This window comes from Microbacterium esteraromaticum (genome assembly GCF_014084045.1).
Lineage (GTDB): Bacteria > Actinomycetota > Actinomycetes > Actinomycetales > Microbacteriaceae > Microbacterium > Microbacterium esteraromaticum_D.
On record NZ_CP043732.1, the window covers coordinates 3,078,661 to 3,095,849 of the forward strand.

Annotated in this window: 20 protein-coding genes and 1 pseudogene; 11 read left to right on the forward strand and 10 right to left on the reverse strand. The window is 69.0% G+C overall.

All coding sequences use genetic code 11. The features are described from left to right. Positions 1-51 precede the first annotated feature (51 nt). The 3 genes from FVO59_RS14815 to FVO59_RS14825 are packed head-to-tail and all read left to right on the forward strand — an operon-like array spanning position 52 to position 3,247. Positions 52-1,140 (forward strand): mechanosensitive ion channel family protein, encoded by a 1,089-nt coding sequence (locus tag FVO59_RS14815; protein ID WP_182253314.1) that lies wholly within the window; start codon positions 52-54, stop codon positions 1,138-1,140. Continuing rightward, entirely contained in the window at positions 1,095-1,586 is a 492-nt protein-coding gene (locus FVO59_RS14820) for a globin (protein ID WP_275943031.1), read from the forward strand. The genes FVO59_RS14815 and FVO59_RS14820 overlap by 46 nt, the downstream gene beginning before the upstream one ends. Beyond that, positions 1,583-3,247, forward strand: a complete 1,665-nt coding sequence (locus FVO59_RS14825) for an FAD-binding dehydrogenase (RefSeq protein WP_182253316.1) — start codon at positions 1,583-1,585, stop codon at positions 3,245-3,247. The genes FVO59_RS14820 and FVO59_RS14825 overlap by 4 nt, the downstream gene beginning before the upstream one ends. Here FVO59_RS14825 and FVO59_RS14830 read toward each other — a convergent pair. Next, a complete protein-coding gene (locus FVO59_RS14830) occupies positions 3,244-3,909 on the reverse strand; it encodes a DUF8185 domain-containing protein (RefSeq protein ID WP_182253317.1) in 666 nt (221 codons plus the stop codon). The two genes, FVO59_RS14825 and FVO59_RS14830, sit on opposite strands and share 4 nt — an antisense overlap. A 61-nt stretch (positions 3,910-3,970) precedes the next feature. Between FVO59_RS14830 and FVO59_RS14835 the strand changes: the two genes are divergently transcribed. Next, on the forward strand, positions 3,971-4,861 hold the full coding sequence (locus FVO59_RS14835) for an acyl-CoA thioesterase (protein ID WP_182253318.1): 891 nt from the start codon (positions 3,971-3,973) through the stop codon (positions 4,859-4,861). Positions 4,862-4,864: 3 nt separating this feature from the next. Here the strand turns inward: FVO59_RS14835 and FVO59_RS14840 are convergent, their stop codons facing one another. The 5 genes and pseudogenes from FVO59_RS14840 to FVO59_RS14860 all read right to left on the reverse strand — a co-directional run bounded on the left by FVO59_RS14840 (position 4,865) and on the right by FVO59_RS14860 (position 9,123). Continuing rightward, complete coding sequence (locus FVO59_RS14840; protein ID WP_182253319.1) at positions 4,865-5,344, reverse strand: acyl-CoA thioesterase; 480 nt, start codon at positions 5,342-5,344, stop codon at positions 4,865-4,867. Positions 5,345-5,365: 21 nt separating this feature from the next. Then, entirely contained in the window at positions 5,366-7,045 is a 1,680-nt protein-coding gene (ettA, locus tag FVO59_RS14845) for an energy-dependent translational throttle protein EttA (protein ID WP_182253320.1), read from the reverse strand. 211 nt (positions 7,046-7,256) lie between these two features. Next, positions 7,257-7,517: pseudogene (locus tag FVO59_RS14850) on the reverse strand (DUF6993 domain-containing protein); the annotation flags it as partial. 293 nt (positions 7,518-7,810) lie between these two features. Then, entirely contained in the window at positions 7,811-8,344 is a 534-nt protein-coding gene (locus FVO59_RS14855; protein WP_182253321.1) for a single-stranded DNA-binding protein, read from the reverse strand. A 155-nt stretch (positions 8,345-8,499) separates the two neighbouring features. Beyond that, the gene (locus FVO59_RS14860; RefSeq protein ID WP_182253322.1) at positions 8,500-9,123 is read right to left on the reverse strand and encodes a LysE family translocator; all 624 of its coding nucleotides are present in this window, start codon (positions 9,121-9,123) and stop codon (positions 8,500-8,502) included. Positions 9,124-9,197: 74 nt separating this feature from the next. On the opposite strand from FVO59_RS14860, the gene FVO59_RS14865 reads away from it, so the two are divergent. Then, complete coding sequence (locus tag FVO59_RS14865; RefSeq protein ID WP_182253323.1) at positions 9,198-9,905, forward strand: 3'-5' exonuclease; 708 nt, start codon at positions 9,198-9,200, stop codon at positions 9,903-9,905. 56 nt (positions 9,906-9,961) lie between these two features. On the opposite strand, the gene FVO59_RS14870 is transcribed toward FVO59_RS14865, so the two are convergent. The 3 genes from FVO59_RS14870 to glgA form a co-directional block, all read right to left on the reverse strand. Beyond that, positions 9,962-10,219 (reverse strand): type B 50S ribosomal protein L31, encoded by a 258-nt coding sequence (locus FVO59_RS14870; RefSeq protein WP_067246295.1) that lies wholly within the window; start codon positions 10,217-10,219, stop codon positions 9,962-9,964. Positions 10,220-10,305: 86 nt separating this feature from the next. Next, positions 10,306-11,088: an ABC transporter ATP-binding protein gene (locus tag FVO59_RS14875; protein ID WP_182253324.1), complete on the reverse strand. Its 783-nt coding sequence runs from the start codon at positions 11,086-11,088 to the stop codon at positions 10,306-10,308. A 17-nt stretch (positions 11,089-11,105) separates the two neighbouring features. After that, a complete protein-coding gene (gene glgA / locus FVO59_RS14880; RefSeq protein ID WP_182253325.1) occupies positions 11,106-12,290 on the reverse strand; it encodes a glycogen synthase in 1,185 nt (394 codons plus the stop codon). Between the two features lie 46 nt (positions 12,291-12,336). Between glgA and FVO59_RS14885 the strand changes: the two genes are divergently transcribed. From FVO59_RS14885 to FVO59_RS14895, 3 genes are read left to right on the forward strand one after another with little or no spacing between them, the layout of a single operon-like run. Beyond that, on the forward strand, positions 12,337-13,578 hold the full coding sequence (locus FVO59_RS14885) for a glucose-1-phosphate adenylyltransferase (RefSeq protein ID WP_182253326.1): 1,242 nt from the start codon (positions 12,337-12,339) through the stop codon (positions 13,576-13,578). 15 nt (positions 13,579-13,593) lie between these two features. After that, positions 13,594-14,229: a phosphoserine phosphatase SerB gene (gene serB, locus FVO59_RS14890; RefSeq protein WP_182253327.1), complete on the forward strand. Its 636-nt coding sequence runs from the start codon at positions 13,594-13,596 to the stop codon at positions 14,227-14,229. A gap of 41 nt (positions 14,230-14,270) precedes the next feature. After that, complete coding sequence (locus tag FVO59_RS14895; protein ID WP_182253328.1) at positions 14,271-14,957, forward strand: alpha/beta fold hydrolase; 687 nt, start codon at positions 14,271-14,273, stop codon at positions 14,955-14,957. Between the two features lie 33 nt (positions 14,958-14,990). On the opposite strand, the gene FVO59_RS14900 is transcribed toward FVO59_RS14895, so the two are convergent. After that, a complete protein-coding gene (locus FVO59_RS14900) occupies positions 14,991-15,701 on the reverse strand; it encodes a beta-ketoacyl-ACP reductase (RefSeq protein ID WP_182253329.1) in 711 nt (236 codons plus the stop codon). Positions 15,702-15,803: 102 nt separating this feature from the next. Between FVO59_RS14900 and FVO59_RS14905 the strand changes: the two genes are divergently transcribed. The 3 genes from FVO59_RS14905 to FVO59_RS14915 are packed head-to-tail and all read left to right on the forward strand — an operon-like array spanning position 15,804 to position 17,166. Continuing rightward, entirely contained in the window at positions 15,804-16,166 is a 363-nt protein-coding gene (locus FVO59_RS14905) for a DUF3099 domain-containing protein (RefSeq protein WP_182253330.1), read from the forward strand. Continuing rightward, on the forward strand, positions 16,163-16,360 hold the full coding sequence (locus tag FVO59_RS14910; protein ID WP_182253331.1) for a hypothetical protein: 198 nt from the start codon (positions 16,163-16,165) through the stop codon (positions 16,358-16,360). The genes FVO59_RS14905 and FVO59_RS14910 overlap by 4 nt, the downstream gene beginning before the upstream one ends. Before the next feature lie 8 nt (positions 16,361-16,368). Next, positions 16,369-17,166, forward strand: coding sequence for an SURF1 family cytochrome oxidase biogenesis protein (locus FVO59_RS14915; protein ID WP_182256882.1), 798 nt, complete (start codon positions 16,369-16,371; stop codon positions 17,164-17,166). Positions 17,167-17,189: the final 23 nt, after the last annotated feature.

Consider the following 17,189-nt stretch of genomic DNA (forward strand, 5'->3'; position numbering starts at 1 on the left):
GGCCTCAGCGCACCCAGTGTGCGCTGAGGCCCGCTCGCTACCATCGAGTTGATGAACACCTTCCACTTCCCCGCCCCGCTCGCCGCGCTCGCCGCCCCTGACGATGCTGCCGGGGACTGGTCGTGGGAACGGCTGCTCCAGATCCTGCAGGCGACGGGTGGGAACATCCTCGTGGTCGCGATCATCATCGCTGTGTGCGCACTCACGGCGCTGGTGCTGCGCGGGGTGATCCGCCGCGTGGTGAAGCGCATCGTCGACAGCGCGAAGACCAAGGCGAACGTCGACGACACCCAGGCGCTGGAGCGCTCGCCGCTGGCTGACATGCGCCTCGTGCAGCGCACCCGCACTCTCGGCACGATCCTGACCAACATCGTCAACGTGATCCTCGTCGTCGTCGCCATCGTGCTCGTCGTCAACCACCTGAACAAGGACCTGCTCGGCTCGCTCACGCTGCTGACAGCCGCCGTCGGCGCCGGTCTCGGCTTCGGTGCGCAGAACATCGTGAAGGACGTCCTGAACGGGCTGTTCCTCGTCGCCGAGGATCAGATCGGAATCGGAGACGTGGTCGACCTCGGCCTTGCTTCCGGTGTCGTCGAGTACGTCAGTGTCCGAGTGACTCAGGTGCGAGACGTGAACGGCACGCTCTGGTACGTCCGCAACGGCGAGGTCACCCGCATCGGCAACATGTCGCAGGGCTGGGCGCGCGCGATCATCGATCTCGGAGTCGCCCCCGACGCGGATCTCGAACTCGTCGAGAAGACGATGCTCGAGACGGCGCAGACCCTGGCGAAGGACCCGAAGTGGCGTACCCGGATCATCGCCAAACCCGAGATCTGGGGCCTGGAGACCATCGACGGCGATGCGCTGGTCGTGCGCGTGGTCATGAAGACCAGGGCGAACGCGATGGACGACGTCTCACAGGAGCTGCGTCGCCGGCTGCGCACGGCCCTCGTCGAGAAGGAGATCGGCGTGCCCCGAATCGCCGCGGTCACCCTGACCGGCCTGGAGGGCGCGCGCCGCGTGCGGGGGGCCAATCCCCCTGTCACCAAGCCCAACCCGGTGACCGGCGTGCCCCGCATCGTCGATCGCGGCATCTGGCGGCGCAAGAAGACCACCGGCGAGGAAGGCGGCACGCAGTGACGTTCTACGAAGAGGTCGGCGGGCAGCCCACCTTCGAGCGCCTGGTGGCGGTGTTCTACCGCGAGGTCGCCCTGGATCCCGTGCTGCGGCCCATGTATCCCGAAGAAGACCTCGGTCCTGCGGCGGAGCGCCTCACCTGGTTCCTCGCACAGTACTGGGGCGGCCCGACCACGTACGGCGAGCAGCGAGGGCATCCGCGACTGCGGATGCGGCATGTCCCCTTCCACATCGACCCCGATGCACGCGATCGCTGGCTGCGTCACATGCGCACGGCGCTCGACGAGGTGAAGCTGTCGCCGCTGCACGAGGCGACCCTCTGGGACTACCTCGAGCGCGCCGCGTATGCCATGGTGAACACATTCGAGCCCTCGGGCATCGGGCCGAGCCCCCAGGGACGCCCGACGCTCGAGAACCGCGCCGCCCCGGAGTCGACGGAGACCGCATGACAGCCCTGCCCCGCACCCCCGCGTCCGATGTCATCGTGATCGGCTGGGGCCTGGCGGGGCTGGTCGCCGCCGCGGAGGCGCTCGAGGCCGGGAGGCGCGTCACCCTCATCGATCAGGAACCGCGCCAGAACCTCGGCGGGCAGGCGTGGTGGTCGTTCGGCGGCCTGTTCCTCGTCGACTCGCCCGAGCAGAGGCGGATGGGCATCCGGGATTCGCTCGAGCTCGCCCGTCAGGACTGGTTCGGCAATGCCGGCTTCGACCGGCCGGAGGACGCCTGGCCGAGACGGTGGGCGGAGGAGTACCTGCAGTTCGCCGCCGGCGAGAAGCGCGCGTGGCTCCGCGAGCGCGGTGTCGGGTTCTTCCCTGTGGTCGGCTGGGCGGAGCGCGGGGGCGGCAGTGCGATCGGACCGGGCAACTCGGTCCCCCGGTTCCACATCACCTGGGGCACGGGTCCCGGCATCCTGGCGCCGTTCCTCGCCGCCGTCGAGCGGGCAGAGGCAGACGGACGGGCGACCATCCTGTCGCGGCACCGCGTCGCCGACCTGATCCTCGACGACGGCGCCGTCGTCGGCGCACGCGGCGTCGTGCTCGCCGACACGCACGCGCCGCGGGGCACGCCGACCTCGCGCGAGCGCGTGGCCGACTTCGAGATCAGAGCGGATGCCGTGATCGTCGCCTCCGGAGGCATCGGCGGTGCTCACGACCTCGTCCGCGCGTTCTGGCCGGAACGCCTCGGCTCTCCGCCCGAGCACATGCTCACCGGAGTGCCCGCGTACGTCGACGGGTCGATGCAGGCCGTCGCCCGCGCGGCCGGAGCCGACCTGATCAACAACGACCGCATGTGGCACTACGTCGAGGGGATCCAGAACTGGGATCCGGTGTGGCCGGGGCACGGCATCCGGATCCTGCCCGGACCGTCGTCCCTCTGGCTCGACGCCACCGGCACGCGGCTGCCCGTGCCGCTGTATCCGGGTTTCGACACGCTGGGCACTCTCGCGCACCTTCGCCGCACGGGACACGACCACTCGTGGTTCGTGACGTCGCTGAAGATCGTCGAGAAGGAGTTCGCGCTCTCGGGCAGCGAGCAGAACCCCGACCTGACGGGCAGAGACATCGGGCTGCTGCTGAGGTCGCGCCTGGCGAAGGGGCCGACCGGGCCCGTGCAGGCCTTCCTCGACGAGGGTGTCGACTTCGTCGTCGAAGACGACCTGGAGTCGCTGCTGGCCGGCATGCGCGCGGTGCCGGACGGGGAGCTCCTGGATGTCGATCGGGTGCGCGAAGAGGTCGTCGCCCGCGACCGGGAGATCGACAACGAGTTCACGAAGGACGCCCAGATCGCCATGCTGCGCTCGATGCGCGGTTACCGCGGCGACCGGCTGATCCGCACCGCTCCCCCGCACCGCCTGCAGGATCCGGCGGCCGGACCGATGATCGCCGTCCGGCTGCACGTGCTCACACGGAAGTCGCTCGGCGGCATCCACACGGACCTGGACGGCCGTGCGCTCGACGTCGCCGGCGACCCGATCCCCGGACTCTTCGCCGCCGGAGAGGCGAGCGGATTCGGCGGAGGCGGGATGCACGGCTACCGGGCGCTCGAGGGCACCTTCCTCGGCGGATGCCTGTTCTCCGGACGCCAGGCCGGACGGGCCGCGGCTGGTTAGCCGGTCGTCCCCGTGCTGCGCACGGCGGTGAGCCCCGTGACGGCCGGACCGCGGCTGAGAACGTGCCCGCGCGCGAAGGCCAGTCGCGTCCACCGGCCCGACCGCGTCACCCGCACCTGCTCGGCGCCGCTGATGAACCCGAACGCGTGAGCTGCGAACGCGACGCCGCGTGGAAGACCCGACAGCGCGTCGTCCGGCTCGCCCCACACGCGGGCGCGCAGCGTGCGCACCGCCTCCTCGCCCGAGCCCGGCGCAGTGCCGTGCGCCACGGCCGAGATCCCCCACTGCGCGCGCTCGGCGACGATCTGCGCGGTGAGGTCGCCCACGTGCATCCACTCCCCTCGCGGCGGTGCCACGCCGGCCCACGCCGGTGCGCGGCCTGTGTCGGGCAGCGCGAGCTCATGCGCGCTCTCGCCCTCAACGAGCTCATCGACGACGATGTCGCAGCGCAGCTCGGGATCGGCCCGCACGATGCGCATCGCGAGCACCGTGGGCGTCTGGTCGAACAGGCTCTGCGGCGCGAGCGCCGCCGAGGTCAGCGCGAGCACGCCGTCAGCGGCCTGCAGCCGGACCCCGTCCGCACCCGCCTTCACTGCTCGTCCTGCGAAGGTGAGCACGTCACGTGCGGTCTGGGCGTCGGCGAGCACGAGCGGTCTGGTCACTCCTCTAAGTTAGTCGGCTGACCGCGAGGTGGCCGCCGACCCGTCGACCTAGACTGGTCGGATGACCGCTGAGCAGGATGCCCGCCGATCCGTCGACGCCCTTCTCGAGGTCCTCGACCTCGCGGCGTCCGAGGCGCGGACCACGGAGGACATCTTCACTGGTCGGTCGCACTTCATGCCCACGGGGCGGGTGTACGGCGGACAGGTGCTGGCCCAGTCGCTGGTCGCCGCGGAGCGGACGCTGCCGGAGGATCGCGTCGTGCACTCGATGCACGGCTACTTCCTGCGCCCTGGAGACACCTCGAGCGGCATCACGTTCGCCGTGGACCGCATCCACGACGGGCGCTCGTTCTCGACTCGCCGCTGCCAGGCGTTCCAGGGCGGGGTCCCGATCTTCTCGATGATCGCGTCGTTCCAGGACGAGGATCCTGGTGCCGATCACGCCGAGCCCATGCCCGAGGGCATCCCCGACCCCGAGCGCCTGCGCCCTGACGAGGAGCTGCTCGGGGATGTGCACCCCCTGACCCTCAAGATGCTCACGGAGCGACCCGCCGACGTGCGGCATGTCGAGGGTCCCCTCTTCGTCGACGTGGCCGGGGAGCGCGTCGCACACCAGGCGGTGTGGATGAGGCTGCGCGCCACGATGCCCGATGACCCTCGCCTGCATCGCGCCGCGCTCGCGTACCTCAGCGACATGACCATCCAGGAGTCCATCCTGCGCCGTCACGGCGTCACCTGGAACACTCCTGGCCTCAAGGTGGCCAGCCTCGACCACGCCATGTGGTGGCACCGCTTCGGGCGTGCCGACGAGTGGGTGCTCTATGTGCAGGAGTCGCCGAACGCCCGCGGAGGACGAGGGCTCTCGACCGGCCGCATCTACGACCGCGAGGGCGCCCTGCTGGCCAGCGTCGCGCAGGAGGTCATGGTGCGGGTGCCCAAGGAGGACGCCTGAGCGTCAGCGGCGCGAATAGCTGATCGGCTCGCCGACGAACGGCTCCCACGCGGCGCGCATCTCGGGGCTGATCCGCACCGGACGTCCGCTGCCCGCGTCGACGAGCACGATCACGGCAGTCGATCGGGCGTACAGGGTGCGCTGGACGCTCGCCGGGTCGTTGTGCACCTCGTAGCAGACCTCGAGGCTCGAACCGCCGAGCTTGCCGAACCACATCTGCACCTCGAGCGGGCGCCGCTGGTACGGCACCGGCGCGAGGTACTCGATCTCCTGACGCGCGATCAGGGTCAGGATGCCCTGCTCGATCCCGGAATCGAGCACGGCCGTCGCCGGCGCCTGCTCCCCTGCCTCCGGCTTCCAGAACGCGCGCACGCGCGCCTCCTCGAGGAGCTTGAGCATCGACGTGTTGTTGACGTGGTTGAACGCGTCGAGATCGCCCCATCGCAGGTGGATGGGGATGTGCAGGCGTGGTGTTCTCGCCATGTTCGGAGCAGGTCGCGGGGATTAGTCGCGCGTGAGCTTGCGGTGCGTGGTGCGGTGCGGGCGTGCCGCCTCGGGGCCCATGCGCTCGATCTTGTTCTTCTCGTACGCCTCGAAGTTGCCCTCGAACCAGTGCCACTGGGCCGGGTTCTCGTCGGTGCCCTCGTACGCGAGGATGTGCGTCGCGATGCGGTCGAGGAACCAGCGGTCGTGGGTGATGACCACGGCGCAGCCGGGGAACTCGAGCAGAGCGTTCTCGAGCGAGCTCAGGGTCTCGACATCGAGGTCGTTGGTCGGCTCGTCGAGAAGCAGCAGGTTGCCGCCCTCCTTGAGCGTCAGCGCGAGGTTGAGGCGGTTGCGCTCACCGCCCGAGAGCACTCCGGCCTTCTTCTGCTGGTCCGGCCCCTTGAAGCCGAACTTCGACACGTATGCGCGCGAGGGGATCTCGGTCTTGCCCACGGTGATGAAGTCGAGCCCGTCGGAGACGACCTCCCACAGCGTCTTGTTCGGGTCGATGTTCGCGCGGGACTGGTCGACGTAGCTGATCTTGACAGTCTCGCCGACCTTCAGGTCTCCGCCGTCGAGCGGCTCGAGACCGACGATGGTCTTGAACAGCGTCGTCTTTCCGACACCGTTGGGGCCGATCACGCCGACGATGCCGTTCGGCGGCAGGCTGAAGCTCAGCCCGTCGATGAGCACGCGGTCGCCGAAGCCCTTCTCGAGCTTCTTCGCCTCGATCACGACATTGCCGAGACGGGGACCGGCGGGGATCTGGATCTCCTCGAAGTCGAGCTTGCGGGTGCGCTCCGCCTCGGCCGCCATCTCCTCGTAGCGCGCCAGACGCGCCTTCGACTTGGTCTGACGGCCCTTGGCGCTGGAGCGGACCCACTCGAGCTCGTCCTTCAGCCGCTTGGCGAGCTTGGCGTCCTTCTTGCCCTGGATGTCGAGGCGCTCGGCCTTCTTCTCGAGGTAGGTCGAGTAGTTGCCCTCGTAGCCGATCAGACGACCGCGGTCGACCTCGGCGATCCACTCCGCGACGTTGTCGAGGAAGTACCGGTCGTGCGTGATGGCGATGACCGCGCCCTTGTAGTCCTTGAGGTGCTGCTCGAGCCAGAGCACGCTCTCGGCGTCGAGGTGGTTCGTCGGCTCATCGAGCAGCAGCAGGTCGGGCTTCTGCAGCAGCAGCTTCGCGAGCGCGACGCGGCGCTTCTCACCACCGGAGAGGGGACCGATCTCCGCGTCCGCCGGCGGGGTGCGCAGGGCGTCCATCGCCTGCTCGAGCTGGGAGTCGAGGTCCCAGCCGTCAGCCGCGTCGATCTCCTCCTGCAGCACGCCCATCTCGGCGAGCAGCGCGTCGAAGTCGGCGTCCGGATCTGCCATCAGCGCCGAGATCTCGTTGAAGCGATCGAGCTTGGGCTTGATCGCGACGCCGTCCTGGATGTTCTCCAGCACGGTCTTGGTCTCGTCGAGCTCCGGCTCCTGCATCAGGATGCCGACGCTGAAACCGGGAGTGAGCTTCGCCTCGCCGTTGGACGGGGTGTCCAGACCGGCCATGATCTTGAGGATCGTGGACTTGCCGGCGCCGTTCGGGCCGACCATGCCGATCTTGGCACCGGGCAGGAACGCCATCGTGACGTCGTCGAGGATGAGCTTGTCGCCCACCGCCTTGCGGGCCCTCACCATGGAATAGATGTACTCAGCCATACCGTTCAACGCTCCTCTGGAAGACCTGTCTCAGCGCCCGTGATCCGGCGCAGCGCATGCCGGAACGGATGCGCGAAGTGTGTGCGACCGGACTCGGGGCGCTGCCCCTCATAGCCGGCTCGGCTTCATAGCCTACCGGGCGCAGCGCGACGGCGCGCTCAGGCACCGCGGCCGTGCACCGCCTTCGCCAGATGGATGCCGAGCCCCCGGTTCACCAGTCGATCGGTCTGGTTCGAGCCACCAGGCATGCCCCGTCCGCCAGCCGTGGCAGCACGGCGGTGACCGGATCGCCTGTCGAGGGCCCGACCTGGCCCACCAGGCATTCCGTCGCGCTCCACGCCACCGAGAACTGCAGGCTCTCGGCGGGATTGCCTACCGTGCTCCGATCGGCGGTGACCTGCATGTTCTCCTTCGCGAAGCCGGCCTGGGTGAGTGCGTCGATGTACGCGCGACCCTGATCACGGGAATCCGAAGCCCAGACGCGAGCGGTGACGTCGGTGAAGGAGGCGAGAGCCGCGTCGAGGTCAGACTCCGAGGACGACGAGGACGACGAGGACGACGAGGACGACGGCTCCGTCTGTGACGAGGAGCTCGCGGGTGGCGGCTGAGGAGCCGGCGGTCCGCACGCCGTCAGCGCGAGCGTGAGGAGACCGGCGCCACCGAGGAGGGCTATGGCATGCGCGTGCCGCCGGACGGAGACGGAAGACCCTGGACGCACGCCCAGCAGTCTAGGCGCTCGGGCCCTCCGCCCCCGTCGCACCGCGGTCACGCCAGAGTCATCGCGCTCTCCTCCTGCGCGCCCTCCGCATCGGACGAGAACGCCCGCTCCCCCACCGGTGTCAGGCCCGCACCGGCCCAGGCAGCCTGATCCGCTGCCGACGGCTCGTCTGCCCGCGGAGACTCCGAGGGCGCGGCGGCGGCGGCCTGATCTGAACGCTGGCGGCGGACGAACGCGCTCGTGCCCCTGCGCAGGTCGTGGCCGATCGCATCGGCGGTGATCTCGATGTCGATGCCCTTCCTGCCGTTCGCCTCCCACTCCTTCTGGCGAAGACGTCCGACGACGATCACGGGATCGCCGCGATGAAGCGACGCTCTGGCGTGCTCGGCCAGGTTGCCGAACGCCGACACCGCGTACCAGTTCGTGACGCCGTCGACCCAGGCTCCGGTTCGCTGGTCGAAGTATCCCGACGAGGTCGCGACACGGAAGTTGATCACCGCCTTGCCTGCGCGTGTCTCGTTGCTGATCGGGTCGTTGCCGATGTTCCCGGCGATGGTCAGTACGTCGTTGGTGATGCTCATGGGTGCTCCTTCGTTGCCGGGGCGAGCCCGGGTCTGAACAGCGTGCATCCCCGCATCGGACATCGAGCCCCGGATTCCCGGCGACTGTGGAGAACCTGCGCAGATCTCGAGATGTGCAGCGGGGATCGACTGATCAGTGCACGAAGAGCAGCAGCTCAGTGCACGAAGAGCAGCAGCGCGGCGACGGCGATGAACAGGGAGCCGAAGACCGTGTTCAGGATGCGCTGGCCGCGCGCATCGCGCGTGAAACGGCGGAACGGCTTCGCGGCCGCGGCGAAGAAGAACCACATCACCAGGATGTCGACGACGATCACCGTGCCGATGAGCAGGAGGTACTGCGGCAGCGGGTCCTGGTCGAGGCGCACGAACTGCGGCACGAAGGCGAGGAAGAACACGATCGCCTTGGGGTTGAGCAGATTCACCCAGAAGCCTCGGCGGAAGATCGACCAGGCGCCCTCGCGCACGCCGCTGTCGCGCTCGACCGTCTCATCGTCCGGCTTCGCCAGAATCAGCCGGATGCCGAGATACACCAGGTACGCCGCACCCGCATACCGGATGATCTCGAACAGCAGCGGCGAGCGTGAGACGATCAGCCCCACCCCCGCAGCGACGATGACGACGTGCACGATGAGGGCGGCCTGCTGGCCGAGCACACCCCACAGGGAACGCCGCCAACCCTGCGACAGGGCGTTGCTCATCGTGTTGATGGCACCCGCACCCGGCGTGAAGCTGATCACCACGCACGCCGCGAGCAGCGAGAGCCATACCGTCCAGGTCACCAGCACAGCGTAGTGACATAGCGGGCACGGCGTGGAATCGTGGCGACGTCGGCGCCCGCTCGTATGGTGTCGCCATGACCCTTCCGATCGATGCTCCCGCCTGGCTCACCCGAGTCGGGGTGTTCGACCTCGAGACCACGGGAGTCGATGTCACGCAGGATCGCATAGTCACCGCGCACATCGGCGTGCTCGACAGGCATGGCAGAGAGCTCGCCGCCCGCGACTGGCTCGCCGATCCCGGCGTGCCCATTCCCGTCGGCGCCACCGCCGTCCACGGGATCAGCACCGACCATGCCCGAGCCCACGGCAGACCCGCCGACGAGGTCGTGGCCCAGGTGATCGGGGCTCTGCAGGTGCTGTTCGCACAGGGGCTGCCGATCGTCGCGTACAACGCGTCGTACGACTTCTCGCTGCTCGCGCACGAGGCTCGTCGCCACGGCATCCCCGAGCTGACCACCCCCTCGCCGGTCATCGACCCGCTGGTGATCGACAAGGCCTTCGACCGCTACCGTCCTGGCAAGCGCACACTGACCGTCGTGGCCGACCATTACGAGGTTCGGCTGGACGCCGCGCATGAGGCGTCGGCCGATGCGGTCGCCGCAGGCCGGGTCGCGCTCGCTCTCGCGAGGGAGTTCACCCTTCCGCACTCGGCGGCGGAACTGCACACGAGGCAGATCGGCTGGGCTCGGGATCAGGCCGCCGGCCTCACCGAGTACTTCATCAGGATCGGACGCCTCGACCCGGATGAGAGCCTCGACGGGACGTGGCCCGTGCGCGGCTGAGTCGCCGCCCTGAAACGACGAAGGCCCCGCCGGAGCGGGGCCTTCGTGACGGCTGCTTACTTGGAGGAGCCGCCGAAGTTCTTGAAGCGCTGGTTGAACTTCTCGACACGACCGGCCGAGTCCATGATGCGCTGCTTGCCCGTGTAGAACGGGTGCGAGGCCGAGGAGATCTCGACGTCGATGACGGGGTACTCCACACCGTCCAGTTCGATCGTCTTGTCGCTCGTGACGGTGGAGCGGGTGAGGAAGGTCTCGCCCGAGCCGAGGTCGCGGAACACGACGGCCTGGTAATCGGGGTGGATGTCAGTCTTCATGGGATTCCTTACGTGGTGCCCTGGATTCTGCCAGAGACGAGGGAAGTCTGCGGTGCGATCGCACCAAGGATCTACTTTAGCACCTCTCAGGCGGCGCGCGCGGCGTAGCGGCCGCCGTCCTGCGTGAGCACGATCGGCATGCCGAAGGCCTCGGTGAGCGCCTCGGCGGTCAGGGTGTCGGCGATGGGCCCTGCGGCCACGACGCCGCCGTCGCGCAGCAGCAGCACGTGCGTGAAGCCGACCGGGATCTCCTCCACGTGATGGGTGACCATGACCATCGCCGGCGTGGTGGGCGACGCGGCGTAGCCGCTGAGAAGCTGAAGCAGCTCCTCGCGCGCGCCGAGGTCGAGGCTGGCAGTCGGCTCATCGAGCAGCAGCAGCTCGGGATCGGTCATCACCGCCCGAGCGATCTGCACGCGCTTCTGCTCGCCGTCGCTGAGCGTGCCGAAGAGTCGCTCGGCGAGGTGCTCGAGGTGCCAGTCGGCGAGCACCCGACGCGCCCGACGCTCATCGATCGCCTCGTAGTCCTCGTTCCAGCGGCCCATGACCGAGTACGCGGCGGTCATCACGGTGTTCAGCACGGTCTCATCGCGCGGAATTCGCCTGGCCATCGCCGAGGAGGCGAAGCCGATCCGCGGTCGCAGCTCGAACACGTCAGTGCGGCCGAGGGTCTCCCCCAGCACCGTCACGGTGCCCGATGTCGGGTGCATGAGGGTGTCGGCGAGCTGCAGCAGCGTGGTCTTGCCCGCGCCGTTGGGACCGAGCACCACCCAGCGCTGATCCTCCGAAACCGACCAGGTCACCTGATCGACGATGTTGCGGCCTTCGCGTCGCACGACGACATCGGTGAGATCCAGAGCGCTCGACATGACGTCAGCCTATCGGCTCACGAGGTCAGCTCCTCGTACAGCGCGCGGGTCGTGTCGGCGATGGCACCCCAGCTGAACTGGCTGCGGGCGCGCTCTCGTCCGGCCTCGCCGTACTGCTTCGCGCGCTCCGGATCTCCGGTCACCTCGGTGAGCACCGCCGCCAGATCGGACACGTACCGCTCCGGGTCCACGGGGGTGCCCGTGCCGTCCTGCAGCTGCTCGATCGGCACCAGGCGCCCGGTCACTCCATCGTCCACGACCTCGGGGATGCCACCGGTCGCGGTGCCGACGACCGCAGCGCCGCACGCCATCGCCTCGAGGTTCACGATCCCGAGCGGCTCGTACACCGACGGGCACACGAACGTCGTCGCCGCGGCGAGGATCGCGGACAGCTCGTCGCGCGGCAGCATCCGCTCGATCCAGATCACGCCCTGACGGGTCTGCTGCAGCAGACGGACGCCCTCCTGCACCTCCGCCATGATCTCGGGGGTGTCAGGGGCTCCCGCGCAGAGTACGAGCTGCACGTCCTCCGGCAGCAAGCGGGCGGCCCTCAGCAGGTAGGGCAGACCCTTCTGCCTGGTGATACGGCCCACGAACACGACCGAGGGACGCGCCGGATCCATCCCGACGCTCTTCAGGAAGGCGGCGTTCTCGACCGGCCGCCAGCGCTCGACGTCGATGCCGTTGTGGATGACGCGCACGCGCTCGGGGTCGACCTGCGGATAGCTGCGCAGGATGTCCTGCCGCATCCCGGCGCTCACCGCGATGATCGCGGCAGCGCTCTCGTACGCCAGGCGCTCGATGCCGCTCGAGACGGCGTATCCCCCGCCGAGCTGCTCAGCCTTCCACGGCCGCAGGGGCTCGAGGCTGTGGGCCGTCAGCACGTGCGGGATGCCGTGCAGCTGCGAGGCGAGGTGGCCGGCGAAGTTCGCGTACCAGGTGTGACTGTGCACCAGATCAGCCCCGGCGACATCGCCGACCATGACCAGATCGGTCCCGAGGGTCTGCAGTGCGGGGTTGGCGCCGGAGAGCTCGGCAGGTGCCAGATAGGCGTGAGTGCCCGGTTCGGCGCGCTCGGCGCCGAACGCTCGCACCTGCACATCGATGCTGCTGCGCAGTGCCGCGACCAGCTCGGCGACGTGCACTCCGGCGCCGCCATAGATCTCCGGCGGGTATTCCTTGGTGATGACGTCGACTCGCATGACTGCACGGTAGTACATCGACGGCCGGGCGCTCTATGGTGGACGCATGTCGGCTCCAAAGAAGGTTTTCGGGATCATCCTCGCCGGCGGCGAGGGCAAGCGACTCATGCCCCTGACCGCGGACAGAGCGAAACCGGCCGTGCCTTTCGGCGGTCAGTATCGGCTGATCGACTTCGCGATCTCGAATCTCATCAACTCGGGTCTCAGACAGCTCGTCGTGCTCACCCAGTACAAGTCCCACAGCCTCGACCGGCACATCTCTCAGAACTGGCGCATGTCGGCGCTGCTCGACTCGTACGTCACCTCGGTGCCGGCGCAGCAGCGGCTCGGCAAGCGCTGGTTCTCCGGATCGGCCGATGCGATTCTGCAGAGCCTGAACCTCATCAACGACGAGAAGCCGGACATCGTGGTCGTGATCGGCGCCGACCACGTGTACCGGATGGACTTCCAGCAGATGATCGATGCGCACATCGCCTCCGGCGCGCCGGCGACCGTCGCCGGCATCCGCCAGCCGATCGCCCTGGCCTCCCAGTTCGGCGTGATCGATGCCGATCCCGAGACGGGGCGCATCCGCGACTTCCTCGAGAAGCCGGCCGACCCGGTCGGGCTCGCCGATTCACCCAACGAGGTTCTCGTGTCGATGGGCAACTACGTCTTCGACGCCGACGCGCTCGTCGCCGCCGTCGAGGCGGATGGCGAGTCGGCGTCGTCAGGGCACGACATGGGCGGGGACATCATCCCCTACTTCGTGGGTCGAGGCGAGGCGGGCTACTACGACATGAAGCAGAACGACGTGCCGGGGTCGTCCCCTCGCGACCGCTCGTACTGGCGCGACGTGGGAACGATCGACTCGTACTTCGACGCGCATATGGACTTGATCTCCACGCTGCCGATCTTCAACCTGTACAACACCGACTGGCCGATCCGCACGCAGAACGTGAACATGCCGCCAGCGAAGTTCGTGCGCGATGCGGTCGGCCGCATCGGCAACGCGATCGACTCCGTGGTCGCCGCCGGCTCCGTGCTCTCCGGCACGCACATCGAACGCAGCGTGATCGGCCTCGGCGGCGTCGCGCTGGGCGGATCGACCATCACCGACTCGGTGCTGCTCGATCATGTGCACCTCGGACTCGGTGCGCGCGTCAGGCGGGCGGTGCTCGACAAGAACGTCGTCCTCGAAGACGGTGCGACCGTCGGCGTCGATCGCGAACGCGATCTCGAACGCGGGTTCACCGTGACCGACTCCGGGATCACCGTGGTCGGCAAGGGCGTGCGCATCACCCGGTGACGCTACGCTCGACGGGTGACCGCTGCGCGCTTCCTCGTCGTCCTCGATGCCGATTCCACCCTGATCCGCAATGAGGTGATCGAGCTTCTGGCCGACGAGGCCGGACGTCGCGCCGAGGTGCAGGCCGCGACCGAGGCGGCGATGCGCGGCGAGGTCGACTTCGCCACCAGCCTCCGCTCGCGCGTCGAGGCGCTGCGCGGGGTGCCGATCGCGGCATTCGAGCGCGTGCGGGCACGTATCGAGCCGACTCCGGGGGTGCGCGAGCTCACGAACGCGGTGCACGAGCGCGGCGGAGTCGTCGGAGTGGTCTCGGGAGGCTTCCACGAGATCCTCGACCACATCGCCCCGGGGCTCGGCGTCGACCGCTGGCGGGCCAACCGGCTCCTCCTCGACGGCGACGGCCTCGCAGGCTCCGTCGACGGCGACATCGTGGACGCCGACGCGAAGGCGGCGTCGCTGCAGAGCTGGGCGCGTGAACTCGGCGTCGCACCGCACGCCACCATCGCGATCGGCGACGGAGCCAACGATCTCACCATGATGGCCGCGGCGGGTCTCGGGATAGCGTTCAACGCCAAGCCCGCCGTGCGGGCGGCCGCCTCGATCGTCGTCGGCCCCCAGGATCTGTCAGAGATCATCCCCCTGCTCCCCTGACGCACTGCGTTTTTGTCGGAGGCGGCGAGTAGCGTCTTCGCATGGACATCATCCTCATCCCCGGCCTGTGGCTGGATGCGTCCTCATGGGACGATGTGACCCCTGCACTGACCGCCGCCGGTCATCGCGTGCATCCGATGACGATGCCGGGGCTGGGCGAGCCTGCTCCGGAGGTCGGCATCGCCGACTGGGTGGATGCCGTCGTCGAGCTCATCGACGGGATCGATGCTCCGGTCGTGCTCGTCGGTCATTCGGGCGGCGGCAACGTCGCCTGGGGCGCGGCCGATGCGCGGCCGGATCGCGTTACCCGCGTGATCCTCGTCGACACCGTCCCGCCGGCGCCCGATCACGGCATCGGCGAGTTCGAGACGGTCGACGGCGTGGTGCCCTTCCCAGGCTGGGACCACTTCCCCGATGAGGACGTCCACGACCTCGACGCGGCCATGAGGGAGCGCACCGCGCCCCTGACCATGAGTGTCCCGGCCCGGGTGCCGACCGACCCGATCGCTCTGTCGGACGAGCGACGCTTCGCGATTCCCGTGACGCTGCTGATGGGCGGGTACGACCGGCAGCGGCTCGAAGCCGAGCTCGCGGACTGGGGTCCGTGGGGTGCGGAGTTCTCATCGATCGCGGATGCGACCGTCGTCACGCTCGACTCCGGCCACTGGCCGCAGTTCTCCATGCCGGAACGACTGGCAGCCGCGATCGTCGACGCGATCGGCGACTGACCGGGCAGCGACGGGGCCTCGACGTGCGGGCTCTCAGTGCCCCATTCCGAGGCCGCCGTCGACCGGGATCACGGCGCCGGAGATGTAGGCGGCGTCATCTCCCGCCAGCCATGCCACCGCGCCGGCGACCTCATCGGGTGTCGCGAACCGCCCGGCGGGGATGCTCGCCTTGTACTGCTTCTGGGTCTCCTCCGGCAGCTCGGCCGTCATATCGGTCTCGATGAAACCGGGGGCGACGACGTTCGCCGTGATGCCGCGTCCGCCCAGCTCGCGCGTGAGCGAACGGGCGAATCCGACCAGGGCGCTCTTCGACGCCGAGTAGTTGACCTGCCCAGCCGAGCCGTACAGGCCGACGACGCTGGAGATGAGGATGACGCGGCCGAAGCGCGCACGGAGCATGCCCTTCGATGCGCGCTTGACCACGCGGAAGGTGCCGCCGAGGTTGGTCGCGACGACGCTGTCGAAGTCGTCCTCGCTCATGCGCATCAAAAGGGTGTCCTTGGTGATCCCGGCGTTCGCGACGACGATCTCGACCGGGCCGAGCTGCTGCTCCACCTCGGTGAAGGCCGCGTCGATCGCGGCGGCGTCGGTGACGTCTGCTCGCACGGTCAGGGTGCCCTGCGGTCCCTCGCCGCTGCGGGCGGTGACGGCGACCCGGTACCCGTCGCGGACGAAGCGTTCGGCGATCGCACGGCCGATGCCGCGGTTTCCGCCGGTGACGAGGACGACGCGCTCAGCGCTCATATGGGGCTCCTGACTGAGGGAACGGATCGCTGGCCATCCTATCGACCGCGACCCCGCCGGACGGCGTCCGGGACGCCGGGCGCGGCGTAGGCTGGAAGCACCGTGAAAGACAAGCGCCACGCCCCCTCCGTGACCTCCCTGCCGCAGTCGCCGCAGGACGAGGCCGATCACCGCGTGCGCCGCTACGCGCTGACGATGGGCATCCGCACGGTGTGCTTCCTACTGATGGCGCTCGTGCAGCCTCTCGGGTGGTGGACCTGGGCGTTCGCGGCCGCGGCGATCTTCCTCCCTTACATCGCCGTCGTGTATGCGAACGCAGGAAGCGACAGCACGCCGAGCGCCGTCGAGTCGCCGGTCGCGCAGCTCGAGAGCCCGAGGGCGTCCGCTCCTGAGCCGACCGCCGCAGACCCGGATGTGATCACGATCATCGAGAGGCGAGACGACCGCGGAGCCGGCGAGCGATGACCGCCGCGCTGGAATGCGCGCGGGCCGAATGCCGTGAACCCGCCACGCATCACATCGTCTGGCGCAACCCGCGCATCCACGCCGAGGACCGACGGAAGATCTGGCTGGCGTGCGACGCGCACGTCGGGTTCCTGAGCGACTACCTGAGGGCAAGGGAGTTCCCGGTGGAGGTTCACGAGGGGCTGCCCCGGTGAGCCGGCTGATGCGCTGGGGCGTGTACGTGCTCGTGGCGATCGGCTTCGCGATCGCGTGCGTCTTCCTGTCGCAGTGGCAGTTCGATCGCAACGAGTCGCGTGCAGAGCAGATCGCCCTGGTGGAGCGCAATTACGATGCGGACCCGGTCCCCGTCGCCGACCTGCTCGGCACGGACGGCGCTCTCCAACCGGCCGATGAATGGCATCCGGTGCTGCTGCGCGGCGAGTACCTCGCCGATGAGCAGGTGCTCGTGCGCAACCGCCCGCACGGCGGCACCAGCGCGTTCGAGGTCCTCGTGCCGTTCCGCGACGAGAGCGGCCTGGTGCTGCTGGTCGACCGCGGCTGGATCTCCCCCGGCGAGGACGCATCACCGAAGTCCGTTCCCGCTCCCCCGGACGGCGAGAGCAGTGCGGTGGTGCGCCTGCGCCCCGGTGAGCGCCTCCCGGCGTCCGGTCGCGGCGCCCCCGAGGGACAGGTGCCGACCATCCATCTGCCGACGATCGCCGATCTGGTGAACCCGGCGCTGACCACGAGCGCCTACGGCCAGCTGGTGTCCGAGGAACCAGCCGCGCAGGCGGCGCTGGGCGGCTTCGCATCGCCCACAGACGATCCGGGCCCCCATCTTTCGTACGCGATCCAGTGGATCCTGTTCGCCGTCATGGGCTTCGCCTTCATCGGCTACGTGATCCGCATCGAGATCGTGAAGGCGAAAGAGGACGCCGGTGAGCTGCCGAAGCGGCAGCCACGGCGCCGCGATCGCGACGCCGCCGACGAGGACGCGCTTCTCGACGCCGTGCAGCGCTGACAGGCGCCGCCGAACCGCGTGCG